25 protein-coding genes and 1 pseudogene are annotated in these 24762 nt (G+C 41.2%); 24 read left to right on the plus strand and 2 right to left on the minus strand.

Annotation, left to right across the window (positions count from 1 at the left end; all coding sequences use genetic code 11):
* Nucleotides 1–25: 25 nt before the first annotated feature.
* The 10 genes and pseudogenes from Q0A12_RS12325 to Q0A12_RS12370 all read left to right on the plus strand — a co-directional run bounded on the left by Q0A12_RS12325 (nucleotide 26) and on the right by Q0A12_RS12370 (nucleotide 7240).
* Complete coding sequence (locus Q0A12_RS12325) at nucleotides 26–550, plus strand: YqeG family HAD IIIA-type phosphatase (protein WP_291292975.1); 525 nt, start codon at nucleotides 26–28, stop codon at nucleotides 548–550.
* Between the two features lie 2 nt (nucleotides 551–552).
* A complete protein-coding gene (gene yqeH / locus Q0A12_RS12330; protein ID WP_291292948.1) occupies nucleotides 553–1665 on the plus strand; it encodes a ribosome biogenesis GTPase YqeH in 1113 nt (370 codons plus the stop codon).
* Between the two features lie 16 nt (nucleotides 1666–1681).
* On the plus strand, nucleotides 1682–1993 hold the full coding sequence (gene yhbY, locus Q0A12_RS12335) for a ribosome assembly RNA-binding protein YhbY (protein WP_291292949.1): 312 nt from the start codon (nucleotides 1682–1684) through the stop codon (nucleotides 1991–1993).
* A 12-nt stretch (nucleotides 1994–2005) separates the two neighbouring features.
* Nucleotides 2006–2644: a nicotinate-nucleotide adenylyltransferase gene (locus tag Q0A12_RS12340; protein WP_291292950.1), complete on the plus strand. Its 639-nt coding sequence runs from the start codon at nucleotides 2006–2008 to the stop codon at nucleotides 2642–2644.
* Entirely contained in the window at nucleotides 2637–3221 is a 585-nt protein-coding gene (gene yqeK / locus Q0A12_RS12345; RefSeq protein WP_291292951.1) for a bis(5'-nucleosyl)-tetraphosphatase (symmetrical) YqeK, read from the plus strand. The genes Q0A12_RS12340 and yqeK overlap by 8 nt, the downstream gene beginning before the upstream one ends.
* Nucleotides 3222–3248: 27 nt before the next feature.
* Nucleotides 3249–3590, plus strand: coding sequence for a ribosome silencing factor (gene rsfS / locus Q0A12_RS12350; RefSeq protein ID WP_071870132.1), 342 nt, complete (start codon nucleotides 3249–3251; stop codon nucleotides 3588–3590).
* 2 nt (nucleotides 3591–3592) lie between these two features.
* Nucleotides 3593–4324, plus strand: a complete 732-nt coding sequence (locus Q0A12_RS12355; RefSeq protein ID WP_291292952.1) for a class I SAM-dependent methyltransferase — start codon at nucleotides 3593–3595, stop codon at nucleotides 4322–4324.
* 70 nt (nucleotides 4325–4394) lie between these two features.
* Nucleotides 4395–5558: a nucleotidyltransferase gene (locus Q0A12_RS12360; RefSeq protein WP_291292953.1), complete on the plus strand. Its 1164-nt coding sequence runs from the start codon at nucleotides 4395–4397 to the stop codon at nucleotides 5556–5558.
* A gap of 80 nt (nucleotides 5559–5638) precedes the next feature.
* Nucleotides 5639–6364 (plus strand): annotated as a pseudogene (locus Q0A12_RS12365) (YebC/PmpR family DNA-binding transcriptional regulator).
* A gap of 216 nt (nucleotides 6365–6580) precedes the next feature.
* Complete coding sequence (locus Q0A12_RS12370) at nucleotides 6581–7240, plus strand: hypothetical protein (protein WP_291292954.1); 660 nt, start codon at nucleotides 6581–6583, stop codon at nucleotides 7238–7240.
* A gap of 146 nt (nucleotides 7241–7386) precedes the next feature.
* On the opposite strand, the gene helD is transcribed toward Q0A12_RS12370, so the two are convergent.
* Complete coding sequence (helD, locus tag Q0A12_RS12375) at nucleotides 7387–9651, minus strand: RNA polymerase recycling motor HelD (RefSeq protein WP_291292955.1); 2265 nt, start codon at nucleotides 9649–9651, stop codon at nucleotides 7387–7389.
* A gap of 135 nt (nucleotides 9652–9786) precedes the next feature.
* On the opposite strand from helD, the gene Q0A12_RS12380 reads away from it, so the two are divergent.
* The 11 genes from Q0A12_RS12380 (at nucleotide 9787) to rbfA (ending at nucleotide 19906) form a co-directional block, all read left to right on the plus strand.
* The gene (locus tag Q0A12_RS12380; protein ID WP_291292956.1) at nucleotides 9787–10638 is read left to right on the plus strand and encodes an aminoglycoside 6-adenylyltransferase; all 852 of its coding nucleotides are present in this window, start codon (nucleotides 9787–9789) and stop codon (nucleotides 10636–10638) included.
* Between the two features lie 152 nt (nucleotides 10639–10790).
* Entirely contained in the window at nucleotides 10791–10967 is a 177-nt protein-coding gene (locus Q0A12_RS12385; protein ID WP_291292957.1) for a 2-hydroxymuconate tautomerase, read from the plus strand.
* A gap of 323 nt (nucleotides 10968–11290) precedes the next feature.
* Nucleotides 11291–13231, plus strand: a complete 1941-nt coding sequence (gene thrS, locus Q0A12_RS12390) for a threonine--tRNA ligase (RefSeq protein ID WP_291292958.1) — start codon at nucleotides 11291–11293, stop codon at nucleotides 13229–13231.
* Nucleotides 13232–13511: 280 nt separating this feature from the next.
* Nucleotides 13512–13922, plus strand: coding sequence for a DUF4234 domain-containing protein (locus tag Q0A12_RS12395; RefSeq protein WP_291292959.1), 411 nt, complete (start codon nucleotides 13512–13514; stop codon nucleotides 13920–13922).
* Nucleotides 13907–14260, plus strand: coding sequence for a DUF2752 domain-containing protein (locus tag Q0A12_RS12400; protein ID WP_291292960.1), 354 nt, complete (start codon nucleotides 13907–13909; stop codon nucleotides 14258–14260). The genes Q0A12_RS12395 and Q0A12_RS12400 overlap by 16 nt, the downstream gene beginning before the upstream one ends.
* 245 nt (nucleotides 14261–14505) lie before the next feature.
* Nucleotides 14506–14979: a ribosome maturation factor RimP gene (gene rimP, locus Q0A12_RS12405; protein WP_291292961.1), complete on the plus strand. Its 474-nt coding sequence runs from the start codon at nucleotides 14506–14508 to the stop codon at nucleotides 14977–14979.
* A 21-nt stretch (nucleotides 14980–15000) separates the two neighbouring features.
* A complete protein-coding gene (nusA, locus tag Q0A12_RS12410; RefSeq protein WP_291292962.1) occupies nucleotides 15001–16197 on the plus strand; it encodes a transcription termination factor NusA in 1197 nt (398 codons plus the stop codon).
* Between the two features lie 17 nt (nucleotides 16198–16214).
* On the plus strand, nucleotides 16215–16511 hold the full coding sequence (locus Q0A12_RS12415) for a YlxR family protein (protein WP_291292963.1): 297 nt from the start codon (nucleotides 16215–16217) through the stop codon (nucleotides 16509–16511).
* Nucleotides 16504–16806: a YlxQ-related RNA-binding protein gene (locus tag Q0A12_RS12420; protein WP_005471295.1), complete on the plus strand. Its 303-nt coding sequence runs from the start codon at nucleotides 16504–16506 to the stop codon at nucleotides 16804–16806. The genes Q0A12_RS12415 and Q0A12_RS12420 overlap by 8 nt, the downstream gene beginning before the upstream one ends.
* Nucleotides 16807–16818: 12 nt before the next feature.
* Nucleotides 16819–19527, plus strand: coding sequence for a translation initiation factor IF-2 (gene infB, locus Q0A12_RS12425; protein ID WP_291292964.1), 2709 nt, complete (start codon nucleotides 16819–16821; stop codon nucleotides 19525–19527).
* Nucleotides 19528–19555: 28 nt separating this feature from the next.
* Nucleotides 19556–19906, plus strand: coding sequence for a 30S ribosome-binding factor RbfA (gene rbfA / locus Q0A12_RS12430; protein ID WP_291292965.1), 351 nt, complete (start codon nucleotides 19556–19558; stop codon nucleotides 19904–19906).
* A gap of 85 nt (nucleotides 19907–19991) precedes the next feature.
* On the opposite strand, the gene Q0A12_RS12435 is transcribed toward rbfA, so the two are convergent.
* Complete coding sequence (locus Q0A12_RS12435) at nucleotides 19992–20561, minus strand: phosphatase PAP2 family protein (protein ID WP_291292966.1); 570 nt, start codon at nucleotides 20559–20561, stop codon at nucleotides 19992–19994.
* Nucleotides 20562–20680: 119 nt separating this feature from the next.
* On the opposite strand from Q0A12_RS12435, the gene truB reads away from it, so the two are divergent.
* The 3 genes from truB (at nucleotide 20681) to Q0A12_RS12450 (ending at nucleotide 24639) form a co-directional block, all read left to right on the plus strand.
* Nucleotides 20681–21610, plus strand: a complete 930-nt coding sequence (truB, locus tag Q0A12_RS12440) for a tRNA pseudouridine(55) synthase TruB (protein WP_291292967.1) — start codon at nucleotides 20681–20683, stop codon at nucleotides 21608–21610.
* A gap of 2 nt (nucleotides 21611–21612) precedes the next feature.
* A complete protein-coding gene (gene ribF, locus Q0A12_RS12445; protein WP_291292968.1) occupies nucleotides 21613–22548 on the plus strand; it encodes a riboflavin biosynthesis protein RibF in 936 nt (311 codons plus the stop codon).
* Between the two features lie 666 nt (nucleotides 22549–23214).
* Complete coding sequence (locus Q0A12_RS12450; RefSeq protein WP_291292969.1) at nucleotides 23215–24639, plus strand: amino acid permease; 1425 nt, start codon at nucleotides 23215–23217, stop codon at nucleotides 24637–24639.
* Nucleotides 24640–24762 lie beyond the last annotated feature (123 nt).

The following is a 24762-nucleotide window of genomic DNA, read 5'->3' on the forward strand; positions in this document are numbered from 1 at the left end:
GAATAATAATAATCAAGGAGAATCTATGTTTTCAAAATTTAAACCAACTTGGATGGTCGATGCCATCTACCAGATCACCCCACACCAGCTTAAACAGCAAGGCATCAAAGCGGTTCTAACTGATCTTGATAATACGTTGATTGCTTGGAATGATCCTGATGGTAGTGAAGAGCTAAAAAACTGGTTGCTGGAAATGAAGAATGCCGGGATCCCAGTGATCGTGGTTTCAAACAATAACAGTGAACGAGTGGCTCGGGCAGTTGCTCCCTTTGGGTTGCAATATGTCCATCGGGCGTTGAAGCCTTTTTCTCGGGGAATCAAGCAAGGGTATCGTCAATTGGGATTAACTAAAGACGATGTTGTGATGATCGGGGATCAAATCATGACGGATATTCAGGGAGCAAATCGCGCCGGTGTCCGCAGTATCTTAGTGAAGCCAATCATCAATACGGATTCATGGAAGACACAATTCAATCGTTTGCTGGAGCGAAGAATTATGAAGTATTTATTAAAACATAATCCAGAAATGAAATGGCGAGGTGGAATTTGATAATGAACGAAGAAATGATTCATTGTATTGGCTGTGGCGCGCTGATCCAGACAGAAAATTCAACAGAGATCGGTTATACACCACTCTCTGCATTAGAAAAAGGACTTGAATCCGGGGAAGTCTATTGTCAACGCTGTTTCCGCTTGCGCCATTACAATGACATCCAGGATGTCTCGCTGACAGACGATGATTTTCTGCGTTTATTGAACGAGCTTGGTCAAAAAGATGCATTGATTGTGAATGTAGTCGATATTTTTGACTTCAACGGATCGCTGATTCCTGGCCTTCATCGTTTTGTGGGAGACAACCCGGTGTTAATGGTTGGAAACAAAGTGGATATCTTGCCAAAATCATTGAAGAAATCAAAAATGACGCAATGGATGAGAGAACGGGCCCACGAAGCCGGTTTGCGCCCCGTCGATGTTTTACTGACCAGTGCAAAAAAAGCTGCCGAAATGACAGAATTATTGGAAGCCATCGACCATTACCGTGAAGGACGGGATGTCTATGTTGTGGGGGTTACCAATGTCGGTAAATCAACCTTGATCAATCAAATCATTAAGCAGACGGCGGGAGTTCAAGAATTGATTACCACCTCTCGTTTCCCAGGGACTACATTAGATAAGATTGAGATTCCTCTTGACGATGGGCACTTCTTGATTGATACCCCTGGAATCATCCATCGCCATCAGATGGCCCACTACCTTGGAAAAAAAGATTTAAAAATCGTTGCACCAACGAAAGAGATCAAACCCAAAATCTATCAGTTGAATGCCGGACAAACGCTCTTTTTTGGCGGCCTGGCACGCTTTGACTTTATTCAAGGAGAACGCAGCTCATTCGTTGCTTATGTCGCGAATGATGTGATGTTGCACCGCACGAAACTAGAAAAAGCGGATGACTTTTATCAAAAACATGTCGGTGGTCTTTTACAACCACCTCGTCCTGATGAGTTAGCTGATTTTCCGGAATTGGTTCGCTTTGAGTTTTCGATCAAAGAAAAAACAGATATCGTTTTTGCCGGTTTAGGCTGGATCACAGTCACAAAACCAGTGGTGGTTGCAGGTTGGGCGCCGAAAGGTGTCGATGTGATCAAACGGAAAGCATTAATTTAAAGGAAGAAGGCAGAACATGGAATTAAGAGGAAAGCAAAAGCGTTTCTTACGCAGTGAAGCGCATCATTTAACACCGATTTTTCAGATTGGTAAAGGCGGATTGAACGACGCCATGATCAATCAGATTGAAGAAGCATTAGAAAAACGAGAATTGATCAAAGTATCTTTATTACAAAACACCGATGAAGTGGCGGATGATGCAGCTGCGGCAATCAGTGATGCCATCCAATGTGAGGTGGTCCAAATCATTGGACGGGTCATCGTATTATTCAAGCCATCTAGAAAAGAAAAATATCAAAAAATCTCTGTAAAAGTACGTTCATTATAGGAGTGATTTGACATGCAAGGAAATTCGTTTGGCAAGGTTCAGACCTTATATACAACAGAAGCGGCTTATCAAGCGCCTAAAAAACAAGTGGGAATATTGGGTGGAAATTTTAACCCCGTCCACTACACACACTTGATCATGGGTGAAGAAGTTGGGCAAGCTTTGGGCTTGGATAAAGTCTATTTTATGCCTGAGTACCTTCCGCCGCATGTCGATGAAAAAAAGACGATTCCAGCTGCTCATCGTCTGGCAATGTTAGAGTTAGCGATTGCGGATAATCCTCGCTTTGCGATTGAAGACATTGAGCTGAATCGCAAGGGCAAAAGTTATACCTTTGATACGATGAAAGAATTGACCGAAAAGAACCCAGATACAAGTTACTACTTTATTATTGGTGGGGACATGGTTCAATACTTGCCAAAATGGCATCGGATTGATGAATTGATGGAGTTGGTGACCTTCGTTGGGGTTCGCCGTCCTAATTATCCCGTTGAAACACCCTATCCGATCATTTGGATCGATGTGCCTTTGATGGATATCAGTTCTACAATAATTCGTAAAAAAGTGCAACAAGGATGTTCGATCCGCTACTTATTGCCAGAAAATGTGTTACACTATATTCAAGAAAAGGGGCTGTATCTGGATGAATAGCCAACAGTATACGTCTGCTGAAAGAGAATTATTGATGCAGGAAGTCCAAATGCACATGAGTCAAAAACGATTTCAGCATGTACTTGGGGTGGAAAAAACCGCCGTTGCTTTAGCAAAAAAATACGGCGCTTCTCCGGAAAAAGCCAGTATTGCTGCGTTGACACACGATTATGCCAAAGAACGGCCTGACGAAGAATTTCAGCTTGTCATCCGGCGGGACGGTTTTGATTTGGATTTACTCAACTGGAGTAATGCCATCTGGCATGGTATTGTGGGAGCCGATTTTGTTCAGCGAGAGTTAGGCATCGATGACGAAGAAATCCTGCAAGCCATCCGTGTCCATACGACTGGTGCTGCAGAAATGAGTTTGTTGGATAAGATCATTTACGTTGCCGATTATATCGAACCTGGCCGGTCATTTCCCGGTGTGAAAGAAGCCCGTGAATTAGCTATGATTGATCTTGACGCTGCAGTAGCTTATGAAACGAAACATACATTGCTTTATTTGATTGAAAAGGAAGCACCAATTTATCCAAAGACGATTGAAACATACAATCATTGGGTCGCAAACCATTAGGAGGGAATTACCATAGATAGCCAGAGAATTTTAGAAATTGCTGTGAAAGCAGCAGATTCAAAACATGCCGAAGACATTATGGCATTAGATGTCCGGGAGATTTCATTGTTGGCGGATTACTTTGTGATTTGTTCAGGGAACAGCGAAAGACAAATCAATGCCATCATCGATGAGGTTCTTGACAAAGAAGAAGAAAACCAAGTGGAGGTTCGCCGTGTTGAAGGAAAAGATGGCGGAAAATGGGTCTTGATCGACCTTGGAGATGTCATCGTTCATGTGTTCAACGCTTCAGAACGTGCCTTCTACAATTTAGAAAAATTATGGTCAGATGCACCGCTTGTTGACCTGAATGAATGGGTCGTGGCGTAATCATGGCCTACGAAACATTTGCTTTCGTCTATGACGAAGTAATGGATTCCAGTCTCTATCAAAAGTGGCTGGATTTTTCTTGCCGTCATTTAGGCGAAAAAAAACATATCATGGAACTAGCCTGCGGAACGGGGGCATTAGCTGTCGAATTCGCTAAAGCCGGTTTTACTGTTACTGGATTGGATCTGTCAGAAGAAATGCTGATGATCGCCAGTCAGCGAGCAGAACAAGAAGAAGCCTCGATTCAATTTGTTGAAGGAGACATGCTTGATTTGACGGATGTGGGTACCTACGAAGCAATTACTTGTTACTCTGATTCGATTTGTTATATGGAAGATGAGCAGAGTGTTCAACAGGTTTTCGATGGTGTCTACAATAGCTTGTGCGATGATGGAGTCTTTATGTTTGATGTGCATTCTACTTATCAGATCGATGAAGTCTTTCCTGACTACAATTACCATTACCAAACAGATGAGTTTGCCTTTTTGTGGGAAAGTTATCAAGGCGAAGCTCCCCACAGCATCGAACATTTCCTAACTTTTTTTGTGCAAAATGAGGATGGCACCTTTCAACGCATCGATGAATTACATCAGGAACGCACGTATTCATTGGAAAGTTATCAACGAATGCTCGAAAATGCTGGTTTTTCCGAAATCGAAATGTATGCAGACTTTATTGATAGTCCGCCAAATGAAAAGAGCCGTCGTTGGTTCTTTGTCTGCCGCAAGCGTTGATTGTTTGCGGTTTTTTTAGATTAAGAAGCACGTAGATCTTTTGTGCCGACGACAGAAAGGAATGGGAGATATGAAGGCTTGCGGGATTGTGGTAGAATATAATCCTTTTCATAACGGCCATAAATTTCATGCCCAAGAAGCCAGAAAAAAATCTGGTGCAGAGGTAGTGGTGGCAGTAATGAGTGGCAATTTTCTGCAACGAGGAGAGCCAGCAATCATTGATAAATGGCAGCGTGCTCGGGGGGCGCTTGAAAATGGTGTGGATTTAGTGGTGGAATTGCCGCCGGCTTGGTCCGTTCAATCGGCAGATTTTTTTGCTAAAGGAGCAATCAAGATCCTTCACTCCTTAGGTTGTTCCTCTTTGTGTTTTGGAACAGACGCCCCCGAACCATTTGATTACGAAGCATTTGCCCGGTTTGAAGAAAACAATCAGGAATTGATCGATCAGCTTTTTCAAGAAAATACTTCTGAGAACCAGACCTATACGCAAAAAATGCATAGGGCTTTTGCTGCTGTATATCCGGAATTTTTGACCGAAGCGCGTTTACCCAATCATATTTTAGGCATGCGCTATGCCTGGGAAAATCTGCAATATCCAACGCCGATGAAACTTTTTCCCATTCCCCGCAAACAAGCAGCTTATCACTCGCAGGAATTGCCTCACGGGGAGATTGCTAGTGCAACGGCTATTCGCCAAGCTGTGAAGAGCGGGCAAGAAATACAAGCATATGTGCCTCAAAGCGTGGGAAAGAATCTGCTAGGACCATGGGTTGACTGGGAAACTTTTTGGCCATTGTTGCAGTATCAGCTTATCGCTACACCTTTTGAACAGTTGAAAACCCGCTATCAAGTGACAGAAGGATTAGAATATCGGATCAAAGATTGTTTACACGCTTCCTCTTTTGCGGATTTTATGGCTTTACTGAAAACAAAACGGTATACTAGAGCTAGACTACAGCGACTGATGTGTTATCTATTGTTTCAAGCAACCAGCGAAGAAGTCCATCAAGCGCAAAAGGACACGGGGATTCGTATTTTAGGTTTTACACCAGCAGGGCAAAGCTATTTAAAGCAAGTCAAAAAGGCTTCCCCGTTGCCGCTTATTTCTAAATTTGGTAAAAAGGAAAGTGAGCGTTTCGGTTATTCTTTACGGGTAGACCAAATTTATCAGTTGGCATCACCAAAGATTGCGGAACAAAATTTTGGTCGTTCACCTATTTTTCTAAAGAATTAAACTGAAATTACTTCACAGAACAGGAAATCACAAGTATAATGATTAAGGAATTTTGATTATAAAGAAAGCGAAGTGAAATTATGGGTCGTAAATGGGCAAATATCGTAGCAAAGAAAACTGCTAAAGATGCAAATAATAGCCGAGTTTATGCAAAATTTGGAATCGAAATCTACGCGGCAGCAAAATCAGGTGATCCTGATCCTCATGCGAACCAAAAATTGCGCTTTGTTATTGAACGTGCAAAAACATACAATGTGCCAAAACATATCATTGACCGGGCAATTGAAAAGGCAAAAGGTTCAGGGGATGAACAATACTCCGAATTGCGCTATGAAGGCTTCGGCCCAAATGGTTCAATGGTCATCGTAGATACATTGACGAATAATGTTAACCGGACAGCAGCAGATGTACGAGCTGCTTTTGGTAAAAACGGCGGGAACATGGGTGTTTCTGGAGCAGTTGCTTACATGTTTGATAATACGGCATTATTTGGTTTTTCCGGCACGGATGCAGACGAGATCTTAGAATATTTGATGGAAAAAGACATTGATGTGCGCGATGTGCTGGAAGAAGACGGACAAATCATCGTCCATGGAGAACCTGGTGATTTCCATGTAATCCAAGAAGCATTGAAAGAAAAAGGTATCACGGAGTTTTCAATTGCTGAAATGTAAATGATCCCTCAAAACGAAGTGACTTTGACAGGTGACGATCTTGAGAAATTTGAAAAAATGATCGATGCACTAGAAGATTTGGAAGATGTTCAAAGCGTTTATCATAACGTAGCAGACAGCGAAGAAGAGTAAGTATAAAAGCACCCTTGAACGTTTTACTCGTGCCGACTCGAAAAAGTTAGACGCAAAATCTAACTTCTGGAGGTCGGTCCAGTAGCTTTCAAGGGTGTTTTATGGATTTATCTGTCATTTTAGCGAAAAACAGAGGGGTATTTCTCTTGGTTTATTCGCTTTTTTTGTGTTACTATTTATTTGATAAACATAACGAGTTGGAAAGGAGCGGCAGAGTTGGAAGAAAAAATCGTTTTAGAACCTTTTGATCGGATTTTAAGCGGCTACGACAAATTAGCTGAAGTATCTGTGTCAGTTTCTGATTGTTCTGCACTGTGCCGCAAATACAAAAAATATGGTGTAGAAGGATATCGTTTAGGTGGGTTTCGCGGAGCAACCTATTTGAATCGTTATTTGAATGTCACCGTCGATCGGGCGCCATTACTGATTTATAAACGCCATTTCTTGATCCCTTTGGTGTTTAGGGTATCAGAGGCATCTCAGCGTTTGTTTTTGGATCATTATCGGATGGAAGGCTTTTTCCTGCTTTTAGAGTGGCTGTTGCTTCATCGTCCCGAAAAAGCAATCATTGATTTTCAAAAAAGCAGCCAAATTGATCCAGAAAAGGAATATGTCATCGACAGTTCGTATATTGCGTTTCGTTTAACCGAAATTTTAGATGGCGCTGGTTTTCCTTTGAGTCATTTTACAGATGTGGACCAATTTATGGAATGGAATCGCATCTATCGTTTGATCGATAATGGCAGTATCGGGAAACACAGTAAAATCTTTGACCCTGACAATGAAGAAAATGTATCAGAACTTCAGATGATTTTAACGATTGTCGCGATGAAATATCCAGAAACGAGATTGTTTATTGGAGAACTAAAAGGCTGAGCCAATCAAAGTACAAAGAGAAGCATTTTAAACCAATGCGATCGATCCATGATCTAAAAGAAAAGATGCTTTAGGATCGGAATAAACAGGGAGCACAAAAAAACGAGAGTTTACGGATAATCCGGCACTCTCGTTTTTTTGCTCTTTTAAAGTAACTGCAGTGAATAGCTTGCTGGATCGGCTTTCTCTATCAGTTGGTTCTTGTTGTTTTGTAAAACAACCAACTGGTGCATCGCACGAGTTGCCATCGTATAGAAAATCAATTGATCTTGTTCTGTGACAAAAGACGTGCCATAAGTCCATAAGAACACTTGATCAAATTCCAGTCCCTTAGCTAAAAAGGCAGGGAAGATCATCGTTTTTCGTTTCATAAAATCTTCTTCTGATGTGATCAACTGGACTTGTGCTTGCATTTCTTCAGACAATTGCTCGTAGAGATTTCGGCAGTCTTCGGCTGTCTTACAGATGATGGCAGTGCGCCAGTGGGCCTGTGATTTGGCCAGTGCTTGCTGCAAGTAGTCCAAACCGATTGTTTCGTCGTTTGATTGGATCACTTGAGGGAGATCCCCTTTGCGAGCGGTCAATTCCACTTGATCGGCGCCAGTTAAAAATTGATTGGCAAAATCGGTGATTTCTTTTGTTGACCGATAGCTGGTTTTTAGCTGGTAACGAGTCACACTGTCAGTCGGGAACAATTCCTCTAATGAACCGACGATCGTTTCGTTCCCGTAGACCTTTTGGTTCAAGTCGCCACATAAAGTGATTCCTGCTTTCGGATACAATTGACGTAAAAGTGCCACTTGCGCAGGTGGGAAATCCTGCATTTCATCAATAAAGATAAATCGAGCTTTTTCTTCCACATATAACGGATAGAGCTGTTTGATTAGCAAGAAGAAGAGTACTGCGTCTTCTTGGGTTAGTTGACGTTGGCGCAAACCTTCCCGCAACAGGCGGATGTGTTGCTGCCACTCTTCAGGCTGAATGGCTTGATTCGTTAACAGTGACTCAGGAACTGCTTGTAGAAAATGCAAATATTGCTTGGTTTGATTGATAAATTGGTATTGTTTGACGCCGCGAGTCAATGAACGGAATTTCTTCTTGACGATCTGTTGCCGGATTTGCTTCCGCAACCGGCGCTCATTTTCTTCGGTGTATTCTTGGTAAGGATCTTTTGCAAAATGTTGTTGCAACTGTTCTTCAGTCGCTTCTTTGACCCAGTCTTTTTTTGCTTCATCTTTTTCCAAGCCGCCGATTTTTTTCAATAACTTTGTTTGTAGTAATTGACTGCGCTGATACAAGGGGAGTTCTTGATTTGTCTCCTGATACCACCGGCGAATCTGTTCTTTCGTGATATAGGTCTCACCTTGCACCTTTAAATCACGAAACAGTGGACCAATCGTAGAAATCTTCTGCACGTAGCGTTGAATCAATTGGACCAGTTTTAGACTACTTTTGATTTTTTCAATGCGATCGTCTGCTCCTGATAAGAAGGTTTCTTCTTGCTGTGTTTCTTTTGTAATTTGAAAATGGGGCAGAGCTCGTTGGATGAAATGATGGAACGTACGTGTTGGCACTTCACTTTCTCCGAGAGAAGGCAAGACCATTGAAATATAGTCAGAGAACAAATGATTCGGGGAGAACAGCAAGACTTGCTCTTCATCCAGCCATTTGCGATTGCGATAAAGTAAGAACGCCACCCGTTGCAATAGCGCGGAGGTTTTACCACTACCGGCGATTCCTTCAATCAAAATAAACTTGCTGGTAGTATCCCGAATAATTTGGTTTTGAGCTTTTTGGATCGTTGAGACAATATTTTTCATTTGTGAGGAAGAGGCTTCATCCAATATTTCTAACAAGAACTCATCGTTGATGATCTCCGAAGTATCTACCATAGACAAAATTTGACCTTCTTGAATTTTGAATTGACGTTTCAACAACAATTCAACGGTAAAGCGATCAGTTTCTGTTTCATAAAAAGTTTCGCCTAGTTCGCCTTCGTAATACAAATTAGCGATAGGTGCTCGCCAATCGATGACAATGGTATCTTCTTGTTGATTTCGCAGAGAAGCGATCCCCAAATAAAGGGTTTCTTTTTCTTGCTCTTCTTGAAAATCGATTCTGGCAAAATAAGGATTGCTGGCCATAGTTTCTAATGTTTTGACCCGTTTTTCTTGGGACTCCGCTGTCTGATATTTTAACAGCAGTTCTTGTTCATGTTGCTGGTATTCAATCACTGACTCATAAAAGGCTTCGCTATCGCCTCCGCGAATCTTCTTTTCAGAGATCTCTTTTAATTGATCTTCCATTTTTGTAGCTAAATCTGCTTTTTGCTGTGCTAAGACCAGTTGTTCTTTTCGAATCAATGCGATGGTATCATCGACATGCAGTTGTTCTTTTTGACGTTCGTTCACAAGGAATCCTCCTTAAAAAAATTGCGACATAAAATTATAGCACATATTCTTTGCAAATGTCGTGGGGAAAAGTGAACTATGTTAAAATTTAAATATGCCAGTGAAAGAAAATGATTTACGAATGGGAGGATCATCATGCGAAATGAAGCGGAAATGACCGCACTAATTTTACAAGTAGGCCAAGAAATTGGGGTTCAAGCGATCGCGATTTCTGGTTCTCGTCAAAATCCCCAAGTAAAACGCGATCGCTTTCAGGATTACGACATCGTTTATATTGTAGACAATTTGCCAGAATTACTTGCAGAACCTAGCTGGTTAAAAAAGTTTGGTCCACTCATGATTATGCAGACACCGGAAACTTCAGTGCTGTCCGAGCCCTCTTTAGGTGGACGGTTTACTTTTTTAATGCATTTTGAAGACGGAAATCGTATTGATTTAATGCTTTGTCCGCTTGAATTGATCCATCTGCTTCAGGAAGAACCTTTTCTTGAACGTCTTTATGATCCAAAAGAGCTTCTGGAAGGAATGGATTTTCCTGATGGTTCTGTTTATTGGATCGAACCGCCGACAGAAGCCGCATTTTATGACAGCTGCAATGAATTTTGGTGGGTAGCGACTTATGTGGTCAAAGGACTCGTCAGAAATCAACTGCTCTATGCAACCGATCATTTGTATCAAATTTGCTGGCAGGAGTTGCTTCGACAATACGATTGGTATTTGGCTCATCAAGCGGGCTATCATTTCAGTACCGGTAAAAACCACAAAGATCTCCCGCTTTATTTGTCTGAAGAAGCCTTTCAAAGATTGACTACCCTTGATTTTTCTTCCATCGCTTCTTGTGGCGAATCCCTGTGGCGTATGGCAGAAAATTTTGACGAAATTGCACGCAAGGTAAGCCGGCAACATCAGTTTTCCTATCATGAAGAAGAGGCAGAAAAAGTGAAAAACTACATTCACCAATGGCGTTCGAAAGCCTGGCGAGACTGAGAAAAGAATTAATCAGATCGTAAATAGACGCAATACCGCGACACTATGAAGCCAGACAGTACTTTCTGATCCTCTTTCGTGTAGCCGAATATCTCTAAAAGAGCATTGCAGGGCTAGTTTAAGAAGCGTATACTAGTCAAGGGGTGAAGATTATGCCATTTATTCATGTAGAGCTAGTAGAAGGTCGTTCAGAAGAACAATTGACCAATATGATGAAAGATATCACAGAAGCTGTCCACAAAAATACCGGTGCGCCTAAAGAACACATTCATGTTATTATTAACGAGATGAAAAAAGGCCAGTACGCGGTTAATGGTGATTGGAAATAATTTACTTGCTTTTTTAAGCAGATAGTGGTTAAATGAAGCCATAATTGATTGATGAAAAAGACACCAGAATTTGAGAGTCTTCGATAAGAGAGGGAAATCTCGGCTGAAAATTTCCTGGAAGAAAACCAATGGATGACCACTTTTTCAAACCTTTGTTGAAACAAAGGCGGTCGTACCGTTATCCCGTCAAAGAAATACAGCATGGCTGTATTTGAAATTAGGTGGAACCACGAAATTTTCGTCCTAGTATCGCATGCCGATACTAGGACTTTTTTTGGTTCAAGCTTATTCATTGGTCAAATAAATTAGTAGGGGGAAAACAAATGACAGTGACAATGACATTCCCAGATGGGGCTAAAAAGGAATTTGCAGTGGGCGTCACAACAAAAGAAATCGCTGAAGGGATTTCTAAAAGTTTAGCGAAAAAAGCATTGGCAGGAAAAATCAATGGTCAGTTGATTGATCTTGACCGTGGAATTGAAGAAGATGCACAAATCGAGATCGTCACACCAGATCATGAAGATGCTTTAGGATTGGTTCGTCATTCAGCAGCCCACTTGATGGCTCAAGCGATGCGTCGCCTTTATCCAAACATTCATTTTGGTGTGGGACCAGCCATTGATACAGGATTTTACTATGATACAGACAATGGGGAAAACCCTGTAACTGCGGAAGATTTGCCAGCCATTGAAGCTGAAATGATGAAAATCGTCAAAGAAAATCTGCCGATCGAACGTCGTGTGTTATCGAAAAAAGAAGCTCTGGAACTATTTGCTGAAGACCCATACAAAGTAGAATTGATCAGTGAATTACCAGAAGATGAAACCATCACTGCTTATCAACAAGGAGAATTTGTTGACTTATGCCGCGGGCCTCACGTGCCATCAACAGGACGGATTCAAGTGTTCAAACTTTTATCTGTGGCTGGAGCTTACTGGCGTGGAAATTCAAACAATCAAATGATGCAACGGGTCTATGGCACAGCATTCTTTGACAAAAAAGATTTGAAAGAATTCATTCGCTTACGGGAAGAAGCCAAAGAACGGGATCACCGCAAGCTAGGAAAAGAATTAGATCTATTTATGCTTTCTCCAGAAGTAGGTGCTGGGTTACCATTCTGGCTACCAAAAGGCGCAACGATTCGCCGGACCATTGAGCGCTACATCGTGGACAAAGAAGTAAGCTTAGGCTACCAACACGTTTATACACCAATCATGGCCAATGTTGATCTTTATAAAACTTCTGGTCACTGGGATCATTATCATGAAGATATGTTTCCACCAATGGACATGGGGGATGGCGAAATGCTCGTTCTTCGTCCGATGAATTGCCCTCATCACATGATGGTCTACAAGAATGATATTCATTCTTACCGTGAATTGCCGATTCGAATTGCTGAATTGGGTATGATGCACCGTTACGAAAAATCCGGCGCACTTTCTGGATTGCAACGGGTACGGGAAATGACATTAAATGATGGACATACATTTGTCCGTCCTGATCAAATCAAAGATGAATTCAAACGGACATTGGATTTGATGGTGGAAGTCTATAAAGATTTCAATGTCACAGATTACCGCTTCCGTTTGAGCTATCGCGATCCTGAAAACAAAGATAAATACTTTGACGATGATGCGATGTGGGAAAATGCTCAAACCATGCTAAAAGCAGCCATGGATGAATTGAATTTAGAGTATTTTGAAGCGGAAGGGGAAGCTGCTTTCTATGGTCCAAAACTAGACGTTCAAGTAAAAACTGCTTTGGGCATGGAAGAAACGCTTTCTACGATCCAATTAGATTTCTTATTGCCAGAACGTTTTGATCTAACTTATGTTGGAGAAGATGGCGAAAATACACACCGCCCAGTCGTGATTCATCGTGGCATCGTGTCTACAATGGAACGTTTCGTGGCCTACTTAACAGAAGTGTACAAAGGCGCATTTCCAACTTGGTTGGCACCGATCCAAGCAACAATCATTCCAGTTTCGGTGGATGCTCACAGTGATTATGCTTATGAAATCAAAGAACGTCTTCAATCACAAGGTTTACGTGTGGAAGTAGATGATCGCAATGAAAAAATGGGCTACAAGATTCGGGCATCGCAAATGCAAAAAATTCCTTATCAATTAGTTGTAGGCGACCAAGAGGTCAATGATGCAACGGTTAATATTCGCCGCTATGGCAGCAAAGAAACCAATGTCGAAGAATTGAATCTCTTTGTGGATGCCATGGCAGCAGAAGTGAAAAACTATAGCCGCGTTTAATCTCGCATAAAAAGAAGATTGTAATATAAGTTAAAATAAGTCTAAACTATCCGAAGGGCAGTGAGGGAAGGAGTTGTCTATCCGACAGGAAGCCACTGGTGCACTCTTTTTACAGGACCAGTGTCCTTCGGATGGTTGGCTTATGAATCAGCTTATGTTACATTCTTTTTTTTTCAGTATTACGGAAATAAATTTCCTTTAAAAGGACTTTCTACTTTTTCGGATTCGTGTATAATTGAAAGAAAAGTAAAAAAATACATTCTTTTAAAAGGAGTAAATGATGTACAACAATTATGAATCTAAGAAAAAATCCATCTTGATGGTGATTTTACTCACAATTATCACTTGCGGCATCTATTCATTCTTCTGGTTGTATCAAACGACCCAAGATCTGACAGAATACAGTGAAGATTATCGCCTTTCTCCAGGAATGTCCGTCTTACTGACCATCGTCACTTGCGGATTGTATCAAATTTACTGGTGGTACCGGATCGCTGATATTTTTATCAGTGCACAAGACAAAGCGAAATTCCCTCGAGTAAATGATAATAAAGTCTTGTTTGTCGTCTTATCGCTGTTTGGTTTGGACATCATCAACATGGCCATCTTGCAATCGGACATGAACCATTTGTGGGAGGTTGCTGATAGCCCTGTAGTTCCCCAAAGTTCAGATGATTGGACCGATTATTAATGTGTCTCTTTAAGCTGCTGACAGGAATGCCGTGTCCTGGATGTGGAATGACCCGCGCTTACTTGCATCTTTTTAAAGGGGATCTAGCAGGCGCGTTTTATTTCCATCCGCTTTTCTGGTTGATTCCGCCGCTGTTATTGCTTGTCATTTTTTGGAAAAAACCCGTCGTACAGCGGATCAATCGAAATCGTTACTTTTGGCTGGCATTGATTGTCGTTGTTTGTGGCGCCTACGGCTATAGGATGTGGCATCTGTTTCCTCAGCAAGCGCCGCTGGATTTTGATCCAAACGGTTTGATACCACGACTTTTCACTAACCTAACTACTCTTTTTGCTTAGGTATTGAAAAACAGCGAAACTGATTGGAAAAATGGAAAATTTCTTGTATTTTCTAGCAGAAAATTAAAAAAATATAATGAAAAGTTTTCAGAAAACGGCATAAAATGCTAGGTTACTTGAATTTGCTGGTAAACTGTGTTATATTTAGATAGTAATGATACTTAGAGTGAGTGAGCGGTTTTTTCGCTCACTCTTTTTAATGGAATGAAGTTCGTTTCGTTGATAATTAAAGGAGGCGATGTCGTGTGAGTACAGTAGTGGAAACTGTCACAACAATTGTGACCCCCATTCTGGAAGCGCAAAATTTTGAATTAGTTGAGGTAGAATTTGTTAAGGAAGGAAAAAGCTGGTTTCTAAGAGTCTTTATTGATAAAGAAGGTGGAATCGATATTGAAGAATGCGCCTATGTCAGTGAACAACTAAGTGATAAGTTGGATGCCTGCGATCCAGATCCGATCCCACAAGCCTATTTCTTAGAGGTATCCTCGCCTGGTGCGGAACGCCCCCTCAAAAAAGAAGAGGACTATCACCGTGCGATAGGAGAATACATCCATCTTTCTTTATACCAGCCGGTGGAGGGTGAAAAGCAATTTGAAGGCTTTTTACAATCCTTTGATGATGAACAACTAGTCATTAAGATTCGAATCAAAACAAGAGAAAAAGAACTAACGATCGAACGGAAAAATATTGCCAAAGCTCGTTTAGCAATCCAATTTTAAACACGGAGGAATGGAAGAATCATGAGTAAAGAAATGTTAAATGCACTTGATGCATTGGAAGCAGAAAAAGGCATTTCAAAAGAGATCGTCATTGATGCATTGGAAGCGGCATTAGTGTCAGCCTACAAGCGTCATTATGGTCAAGCGCAGAATGTAGAAGTTGAATTTGACCAAAGAAAAGGCAATATTCACGTCTATGCAGTCAAAGAAGTGACCGAAGAAGTAATGGATTCTCAATTAGAAGTGTCATTGAAAGAAGCCATGACGATCAATCCTGCTTACGAGATTGGCGACAAGATCCGTTTTGAAGTAACACCAAAAGATTTTGGTCGAATCGCTGCTCAAACAGCGAAACAAGTCATTTTGCAACGGGTACGTGAGGCAGAACGGACAATCATCTACAACGAGTTCAGCGCCTATGAAAAAGATATTTTGCAAGGGATCGTTGAGCGTCAAGACAATCGCTATATCTATGTCAATCTTGGGAAAATTGAAGCTGTTTTATCAAAACAAGATCAAATGCCGAATGAATTCTATCAACCCCACGATCGGATCAAAGTGTTTGTTTCTCGAGTAGAAAATACCTCAAAAGGCCCACAAGTTTTTGTCAGCCGCAGTCATCCAGATTTACTACGCCGTTTATTTGAACAAGAAGTTCCAGAAGTTTACGATGGAACGGTTGAGATCGTTAGTATTGCCAGAGAAGCTGGTGACCGTTCGAAAGTAGCGGTCCGCTCCTTTGATGCCAATGTCGATCCTGTGGGAACTTGTGTGGGACCAAAAGGACAACGGGTTCAAGCAATCGTCAATGAATTAAAAGGTGAAAACATGGATATCGTTGAATGGAACGACGATCCAGCAGTCTTTATTGCCAATGCATTGAATCCTGCAGAAGTAACTGACGTAATTTTTGACGTGGAAAATCCCAAAGCCTGCACAGTGGTGGTACCTGACTATCAATTATCACTGGCAATTGGTAAACGCGGACAAAACGCTCGTTTAGCTGCAAAATTGACTGGCTTTAAGATTGATATCAAGTCAGAATCAGACATGGAAGAATTTTATGCTAAGTTAGAAGAAGGCGCCTATATCGATGAAGGCGAAGTGACTGAAAGCCAAGAAACGATCGTTGACGAGCAAGATTCTCATGACGAAATGATCATTGCTTCAGACATGACCGCTGACGATTACGAAAACATGGATTTTGACGAAAAATAAGTCAAGGAGAGATCGCGATGAAAAAACGAAAAATTCCTTTACGAAAATCTGTTGTTTCGGGGGAGATGATCCCCAAAAAAGAAATGTTGCGTATTACTCGTTCAAAAGAAGGTACAGTTGCCATCGACCCCTCCGGTAAGTTGCCGGGGCGTGGGGCCTATATTGCGATTGAACCTGAGGAGGCGCAATTAGCCTGGGATAAACGAATTTTGGATAGAGTCTTAGAGACGAAACTATCAGATGAATTTTATCAAGAACTCTTAGATTATGTAACGCACCAAAAAGCCCGAAGAGAGTTATTTGCAAATGAATAAACAAAAAGCATTAAATATGTTAGGACTAGCCATGCGTGCTGGGAAATTAATCACTGGCGAAGAAATGACGCTGAAAGAAATTCGCCAACAGCGAGCAGCGCTCGTTCTTGTCGCTAGTGATGCTGGTAAAAATACACAAAAGAAAATAAAGGACAAAAGTTCTTATTATGAAATTCCGCTCCTAGATACATTTTCTGCCGATGAGATCAGTTCAGCCATTGGCAAACCGCGAATGGTGGTGGGCATTCTAGATGCAGGATTTGCAAAGAAGGTGCAGGAATTAATATTAGGTTAGGAAGGTGATTGCATGGGAAAAAAAAGAATTTATGAACTTGCAAAAGAATGGAACAAATCAAGCAAAGAGGTTGTTGAAAAAGCACAATCTTTAGGCTTTGATGTGAAAAATCATATGGGTGCGATCTCAGATGGAGAGGCGCAAAAATTGCAACAGTCACTAGGAAGCAACTCAAATGATCGATCATCAGCAAAAACAACTCCCGCAAATCAGAAACCAGCCAACCAGCCGGAAAAACAAGAGCAAAAGAAATTTAAAACGCAAAGAAATAATCCTAACTTCCAGAATCGACACAATAATCAAGGGCAACGGAACCCAATGAACGCACGTCCTAATGGTCAAGGACAGTCCAACCGCCCAACAAATCCAGCTACAGGATCAACGAATCAAGGAAGTAATCGACCAAATAACCAAGGAAGTCAAAATCGAGTGAATAACCAAGAAAATCGTAACAATCAAGGACAACAAAATCGTCCAAACAATCAAAACAAACAAGGACAGCAAAACCGTCCCAACAATCAAGCAACAAACAATAAACCAGGACAACAAAACCGTCCTAGCGGCCAAGGGCAGCAAAACCGCCCAGCACAAGGACAACAAAACCGTCCGAATAATCAAGCAAACAATAAGCAAGGACAACAAAACCGTCCCAACAATCAAACATCAAACAACAAACAGGGACAATCAAATCGTCCAAATCAAGGACAAAGCCGTCCAAACCAAGGGACTCAAGGTCAAAATCGTCCTGCTGCCCAAGGTACCAACAATCAAGGAACTCAAAACCGGACATCAAATGACACGCAAAATCGCGGAGGAAACCAAAACCGCGGCAAGTCCAATTACAATGGCCGGAACAACAACTTTAATAACAATAATCGCAACAAATTTAACAAAAAAGGGAAAAAAGGCCGTCAGCAACAATCACAAAAACCGCCAGTTCCTGCACGTAAATTCCGTGAATTACCAGAAGTATTGGAATATACAGAAGGCATGAATGTAGCGGATATCGCGAAAAAAATCTATCGTGAGCCAGCTGAGATCATCAAGAAATTGTTCATGATGGGGGTTATGGTCAATCAAAACCAACCATTGGATAAAGATACGATCGAATTGCTAGCGACGGATTACGGCATTGAACCACAAGAAAAAGTTCAAATTGATATTGCTGATATTGATAAATTCTTTGAACCAGAAGAACAAAACCAAGAAAATCTTGTTTCTCGTCCACCGGTTGTTACCATCATGGGACACGTTGACCACGGGAAAACAACGTTGTTAGATACATTGCGCCATTCTCGCGTGACAAGCGGAGAAGCTGGTGGGATCACGCAGCATATTGGTGCTTACCAAATCGATATCGATGGCAAACCAATTACTTTCTTGGATACACCTGGACACGCGGCCTTCACTAGCATGCGGGCACGGGGAGCAAGTATCACTGATATCACGATTTTAGTTGTCGCAGCAGATGATGGCGTGATGCCACAAACGATCGAGGCGATCAACCATGCCAAAGCAGCGAAAGTACCAATCATCGTTGCAGTCAATAAAATCGATAAACCAGGTGCGAACCCTCAACATGTGATGCAAGAACTAAGTGAATACGAATTGATCCCAGAAGCTTGGGGCGGCGATACTATCTTCGTAGAAATTTCTGCTAAATTTGGTCAAAACATTGAAGAATTATTGGAAATGATTTTACTTGTCGCGGAAGTTGAAGATTTGAAAGCTGACCCAACACAACGGGCGATCGGTACAGTGATCGAAGCGCGTTTGGACAAAGGAAAAGGACCAGTAGCTACTTTGTTGGTTCAACAAGGAACGCTACACGTCGGCGATCCTATCGTAGTCGGTAATACATTTGGCCGCGTTCGGGTGATGACCAACGACTTAGGCCGTCGGGACAAAGCGGCTGGACCAGCTACTCCAGTAGAAATCACTGGTTTGAATGATGTTCCTCAAGCCGGCGACCGTTTCGTAACCTTTGAAGATGAGAAAACTGCTCGTGCAGCAGGGGAAGAACGTGCCAAACGTGCGGTGATGGAACAACGTGCATCTAGCAGCCGTGTGACACTTGACAACTTATTCGAAAGCCTGAAAGAAGGCGAATTGAAAGAAGTCAATGTTATCATCAAAGCGGATGTTCAAGGTTCTGCTGAAGCATTAGGTGCGTCATTGAAGAAAATCGATGTCGAAGGTGTACGGGTGAATATTGTCCATTCTGCTGTCGGAGCCATCAATGAAAGTGACGTGACACTTGCAGCTGCAAGTAATGCCATCATCATTGGTTTCAATGTTCGGCCAACACCACAAGCCAAACAACAAGCTGAAGCGGAAGAAGTCGATATTCGTTTACACCGCATCATTTACAAAGCTATCGAAGAAATCGAAACAGCGATGAAAGGGATGCTTGATCCTGAATTTGAGGAAAAAATCACTGGTCAAATGATCGTTCGTGAAACCTACAAAGTTTCTAAAGTAGGAACTATCGCCGGTTGCTATGTAACGGAAGGCAGCATTCGTCGTGACAGTGGTGTTCGTGTCATCCGCGACGGTATCGTGATTTATGAAGGCAAACTAGCCAGCTTGAAACGCTTCAAAGATGACGTGAAAGAAGTAAAACTAGGCTTTGAATGTGGTGCGATGATTGAGAAATTCAACGACGTCAAAGTAGACGATGTCATTGAAGGCTATGTAATGGAAGAAGTTCCAGTGAAATAAAAAACGAGTTACCAGGGAGGTTTTTTGAATGGCTAATTATCGTGACCGTAGAGTTGCCCAAGAAATCTTAAGAGAAGTGAATCAAATCCTTCGCAAAAAAGTCCGTGATCCTCGGGTTCAAGATGTGACTATCACCGATGTTCGCGTGACAGGAGACTTGCAACAGGCTACGATTTTCTATAGCACTTTAAGTGATTTAGCATCCGAAAAACAAAAAGCACAAGCCGGATTAGAAAAAGCAACAGGATTGGTCCGTCGCGAACTTGGACAGGCATTAACGTTGTATAAAGTACCGGAGTTGCAATTTGAGTTGGATGAATCTGTTCAATATGGAAACAAAATTGATGAAATGATTCGTGAGCTACACAAAGGTGAATAAAGAATAAAAGACCGCTATCTGCGGTCTTTTTTGTGTCATCAAAGAGGTTTTTAAAGGTTCCGGTAGCACTACCATCTAGATAAGGTTACAATAAAACGGTGACCAATGCTGCCACTGCACTCCCTAGAAACCAGCCGCCGATTACATCCGTTAAAAAATGGATACCCAAATAAACACGACTGAAGCCAATCATAAAGCTGACTAAAACAGCAAGAATACTCATCGGTAACACAGCCAGTGGCAAAAGATGAGCCATATTCATTGCTAATACGCCATAAAGTGCTGCGGAAGTAGCCGCATGAGCGCTGGGAAAACTATGGTCTTTTTCTTCAACCAAACGATGATCCCGTGGTCGTTCTCTGCGGACGATTCGCTTGATTACATAGGTTAGTGCAGAAACAAGAATAACACTGCTAGCAGCCTTTATTGCTAATGACTCACGGGTCGCTGGCAATGCATAGAGCAACAGTAAAATAATGATTGTAGGCAATGCTTTACCAAAATTGGTAAAAAAAAGCATCATTCGAGTCAATGAAGGGGTACGGCTTTTGATTACGAACAAAGCCAATGACTCCTCTTGCTGCTGCAGTGTACCACGTTGAATCAAAAATAAAAAAAGCATGAAACTGATCAATGAACAAATAAATATTATCATGTGGCACCTCCTAGGGTAAGTGTATCATGAAGAATATCATTCTGAAAGACTTTAAGATCCTATGAAGTTTTTTAGAATATGGTATAATGGTCAAGTTGGAAAAGAAGCGGAGGGATACTATGGATGGAATTTTGCCATTATGGAAAGAACGTGGTCAAACCAGTCACGATTGTGTCTTTAAACTACGAAAAATTTTACATATGAAAAAAATTGGGCATAGCGGAACACTTGATCCTGATGTCGATGGTGTGTTGCCAATTTGCATTGGTAAAGGAACCAAGGTCGTAGAATACTTGGTAGATTCTGGAAAAATTTACACCGGAGAAATTACCTTGGGATTTTCGACGACGACAGAAGACCGATCTGGAGAAGTCGTTGAAGTGACACCTTTAGCCAAACCTTTTACAGTAGCAGAAATCGATCAAGCAATGGCGGGATTGACGGGGAAAATCACTCAGATTCCTCCAATGTATTCCGCTGTCAAAGTCAATGGTAAACGGTTGTATGAGTATGCTCGGGCAAACGAAGAAGTTCAGCGTCCCAAACGACAAGCGGTGATTCATACCTTTGAACGAATCAGCGAGCCGGTTTTTGATGAAACCAACGGTACCCAATCGTGGCGTTTCAAAGTTAGCTGTGGGAAAGGAACCTATGTACGCACGCTAGCAGTTGATACAGGGATTGCCCTAGGTGTTGCTTCCCATATGTCTGACTTGACGCGGCTAGCAAGTGGTGGCTTTACCAAGGAACAGTCGGTGACAATTGCAGAAGTTCGTGAAGCAATGGAAAACGGGCGCATCAATGAACTGCTGCTCCCAATCGAATATGGGGTGCAGGCATTTCCGAAAGTCATTATTGATGAAGCGTTATGGCAGAAAGTCAAAAACGGTATGCGTTTGCCATTCACCAGTTTTGGATTACAAGAGCGTCCCACAACACCGGTGGCATTGTACTACCAACAAAAAGTGGTCAGCATTTATATGCCTCATCCCAGTCATCAAGAAATATTAAAACCTGCGAAAGTAATTCGTACAGAAATAGGAGAGTAACCATGGAAATTATCGAAATACGTCATCCATATCCAATAGATAGTATTCCATCAGAGCCAGTTGTTTTGGTACTAGGCTTTTTTGATGGTGTACATCTAGGCCATCAAAAAGTTATCGAAACTGGAAGAGAACTAGCGCAAACGAGAGGGATCAAGTTGGCATTGATGACATTCAATCAACATCCGTCAATCGTCTTTCAAAAAGTAGATCCTGAAGCGATGCAATATCTGACCAGCTTGTCACAAAAAGAAGCTCATATGGCTAACTTAGGGGTAGATTATCTTTATGAAGTAGAATTTACTTCCGCCTTTGCAAATCTGCCTCCTCAAGAGTTTGTTGATCAATATATGGTAGGACTACACGCGGAAGTTGTTGTGGCTGGATTCGATTATACGTATGGCAAGAAAGAAGTCGCGAACATGTCGCTTTTACCTGCTTATGCTCAGGGGCGTTTTGAAGTGGTCACTGTTCCCGAAGAAACCTTAACAGGAGAAAAAGTTAGCTCAACGAGAATTCGTGCGGCTTTGCAAAACGGGGAAATGACAGAAGCCAATCGTTTATTAGGTTACACTTATGAATTTGAAGGGATCGTCGTTCATGGGGATGCTAGAGGTCGTGAACTTGGCTTTCCAACTGCGAATATCAAAGTAAAAAGTACCGTACGTCTGCCTAAAGAAGGGGTTTATGTTACGGAACTTAAAGTTGGCGATCGTTGGTATCCATCGATGGGATCCATTGGCCATAATGATACCTTTGGTCAAGGACGCCAATTAACTGTGGAAATCTATATTTTAGACTTCAATCAAGACATCTATGGTGAAACGGTTGCGATTCGCTGGCATCATTTCTTGAGAGACCAAGTTGCATTTAATGGGGCAGAGGCCTTGATTGAACAATTGCAGCAAGATGAGGTCGATACAAGAAATTATTTTGAATAAAGGATGATTTTATCCTGCAAACTTTGGAAACTCGGTGAGTAACGACACATCGGATTTCCAAAGTTTTTTGTTATTTTATGTGAAAATAAAATAGATTCTTTTGCTTGTATAGATGTTTTTTATAAAAAAGAAAGACTCTTTTGTCAAACTGTTATTTTACTGGCATGGAAACGGTTATTGGTGGTGTCCAATAGAAAAGAGCAAATATTTGGCATAATAATAGCTAGAAAAATCTGAAAAATCCGAAAATTCCACCATCAATTCGTAAGTAAAAATAGTAGAAACATCTCTGTCTCTTAATTTGAGAAGGCGGTCGATTTAAATTTCTTTAGTTTTATATCATTCTTTATTAGTTATTTATAATTTATAAGAACCTTTGTTAAAAAACAATGATAATTGTTATTATTTTATCTTGACCAAAATAATTTTGAGGTTTATTCTAAAATGAGGTGACGGCTGAAATGCAATGGATGATCAAAACGAGCGTTGCTTTATTCAATTTCTGGTCATATCAATGACAGGTATCGAGAAACTCTCTAAAGTGAACAAGTATTGTGGACAGCTCATTCAATTTATAGATCATGTTTACTCGATACATAGAAATCATTCACGATTATCCTAGGATTTTGCTGGATCACTAAAATCATAAGTTTAAAGGAGAAAGTAATGAACGAGAAACAATTGCGCTGGTATAATATTGCGCTAATGGCGTTTGTCTCTGTTTGGGGACTTGGTAATGTAGTGAACAACTATGCACAACAAGGATTAACGGTTGTTGTTTCCTGGATTTTGATCATGGCATTATACTTTGTTCCCTACGCATTGAGTGTAGGACAATTAGGATCAACTTTCAAAGAATCAAGCGGTGGGGTTTCCTCTTGGATCAAAGAAACATCAACAAAACGTTTGGCCTTTTTTGCTGCTTGGACCTATTGGGTCGTTCACGTCCCTTATCTCGCACAAAAACCGCAAGGGATTCTAGTATCATTGAGCTGGTTATTTAAAGGAAACGGCTCTTTCGTATCGACAGTCGGATCAATGGAAGTCTCTTTGATTTGTTTAGCTATTTTTCTTTTCTTTTTATGGATCGCATCTAAAGGACTGACAACACTGAAAATGATCGGTAATATTGCCGGAACAGCAATGTTTGTCATGTCGATCCTCTTTATTATTTTAGCAGTCACTGCACCATCAATGACAGGGGCACAAGTGGCAACACCAAATATGACCACTGTTTCAACGTATATTCCCAAATTTGATTTTACTTACTTAACGACGATTTCAATGTTGGTGTTTGCGGTAGGTGGTTGTGAAAAAATCTCACCTTACGTAAATAATACGAAAAATCCAGCCAAAGAATTTCCTAAAGGAATGATCTTTTTAGCTGGAATGGTTGCTCTATGTGCACTATTAGGTTCAATCGCAATGGGTATGCTGTTTGATGCAAACAATATTCCAGAAGATTTGATGGTAAATGGTGCTTATGAAGCTTTCCAACGTCTAGGTAATTTCTACGGAATCGGCAATACTTTTGTGATTCTTTATTCGATCGCTAATGCATTGGCACAAATCTCCGCTTTGGCATTCTCAATCGATGCACCATTGAAAATTTTACTTTCTGATGCAGACCCTGAATTTGTACCGAATGCTTTGGCAAAATTAAACAAAAAAGGTACACCGATCAATGGCTATATCATGACAGGAATCTTAGTCAGCATCTTGATCATTATTCCTGCGTTAGGTATCGGAAATATGACGGAATTGTACCGCTGGTTGTTGAACCTAAACTCAGTCGTGATGCCGTTACGTTACTTATGGGTATTCGTGGCGTTTATGTTGATCAACAAGCAAGCCAATCGTTTCACATCAGACTACAAATTTGTTAAAAATACAAAAGTAGGTTTTGGTATCGGATTATGGTGCTTCTTGTTCACCGCGTTTGCTTGTATCCTTGGAATGGTACCAAAAATGGATTATGCTGCAGATCCTCAAGCATGGATCTTCCAATTGTCATTGAATATCATCACACCGATTATCTTTATCTTGATCGGCTTGATTTTACCAATGATTGCGAAACGTGTGAATAAATAAAAAACCGCATCAGCTGAAAGTCTTCAAGATACTTTGCTGTCTTGAAGACTTTTTCTTGTCTGCAACTCGTCTGATACATACGTATTCATCTCTGTAATTTGCGGCAAATTCTAATGATTTCCC

The sequence above is a fragment of the Enterococcus sp. genome (assembly GCF_022711995.1).
Classification (GTDB): domain Bacteria; phylum Bacillota; class Bacilli; order Lactobacillales; family Enterococcaceae; genus Enterococcus_D.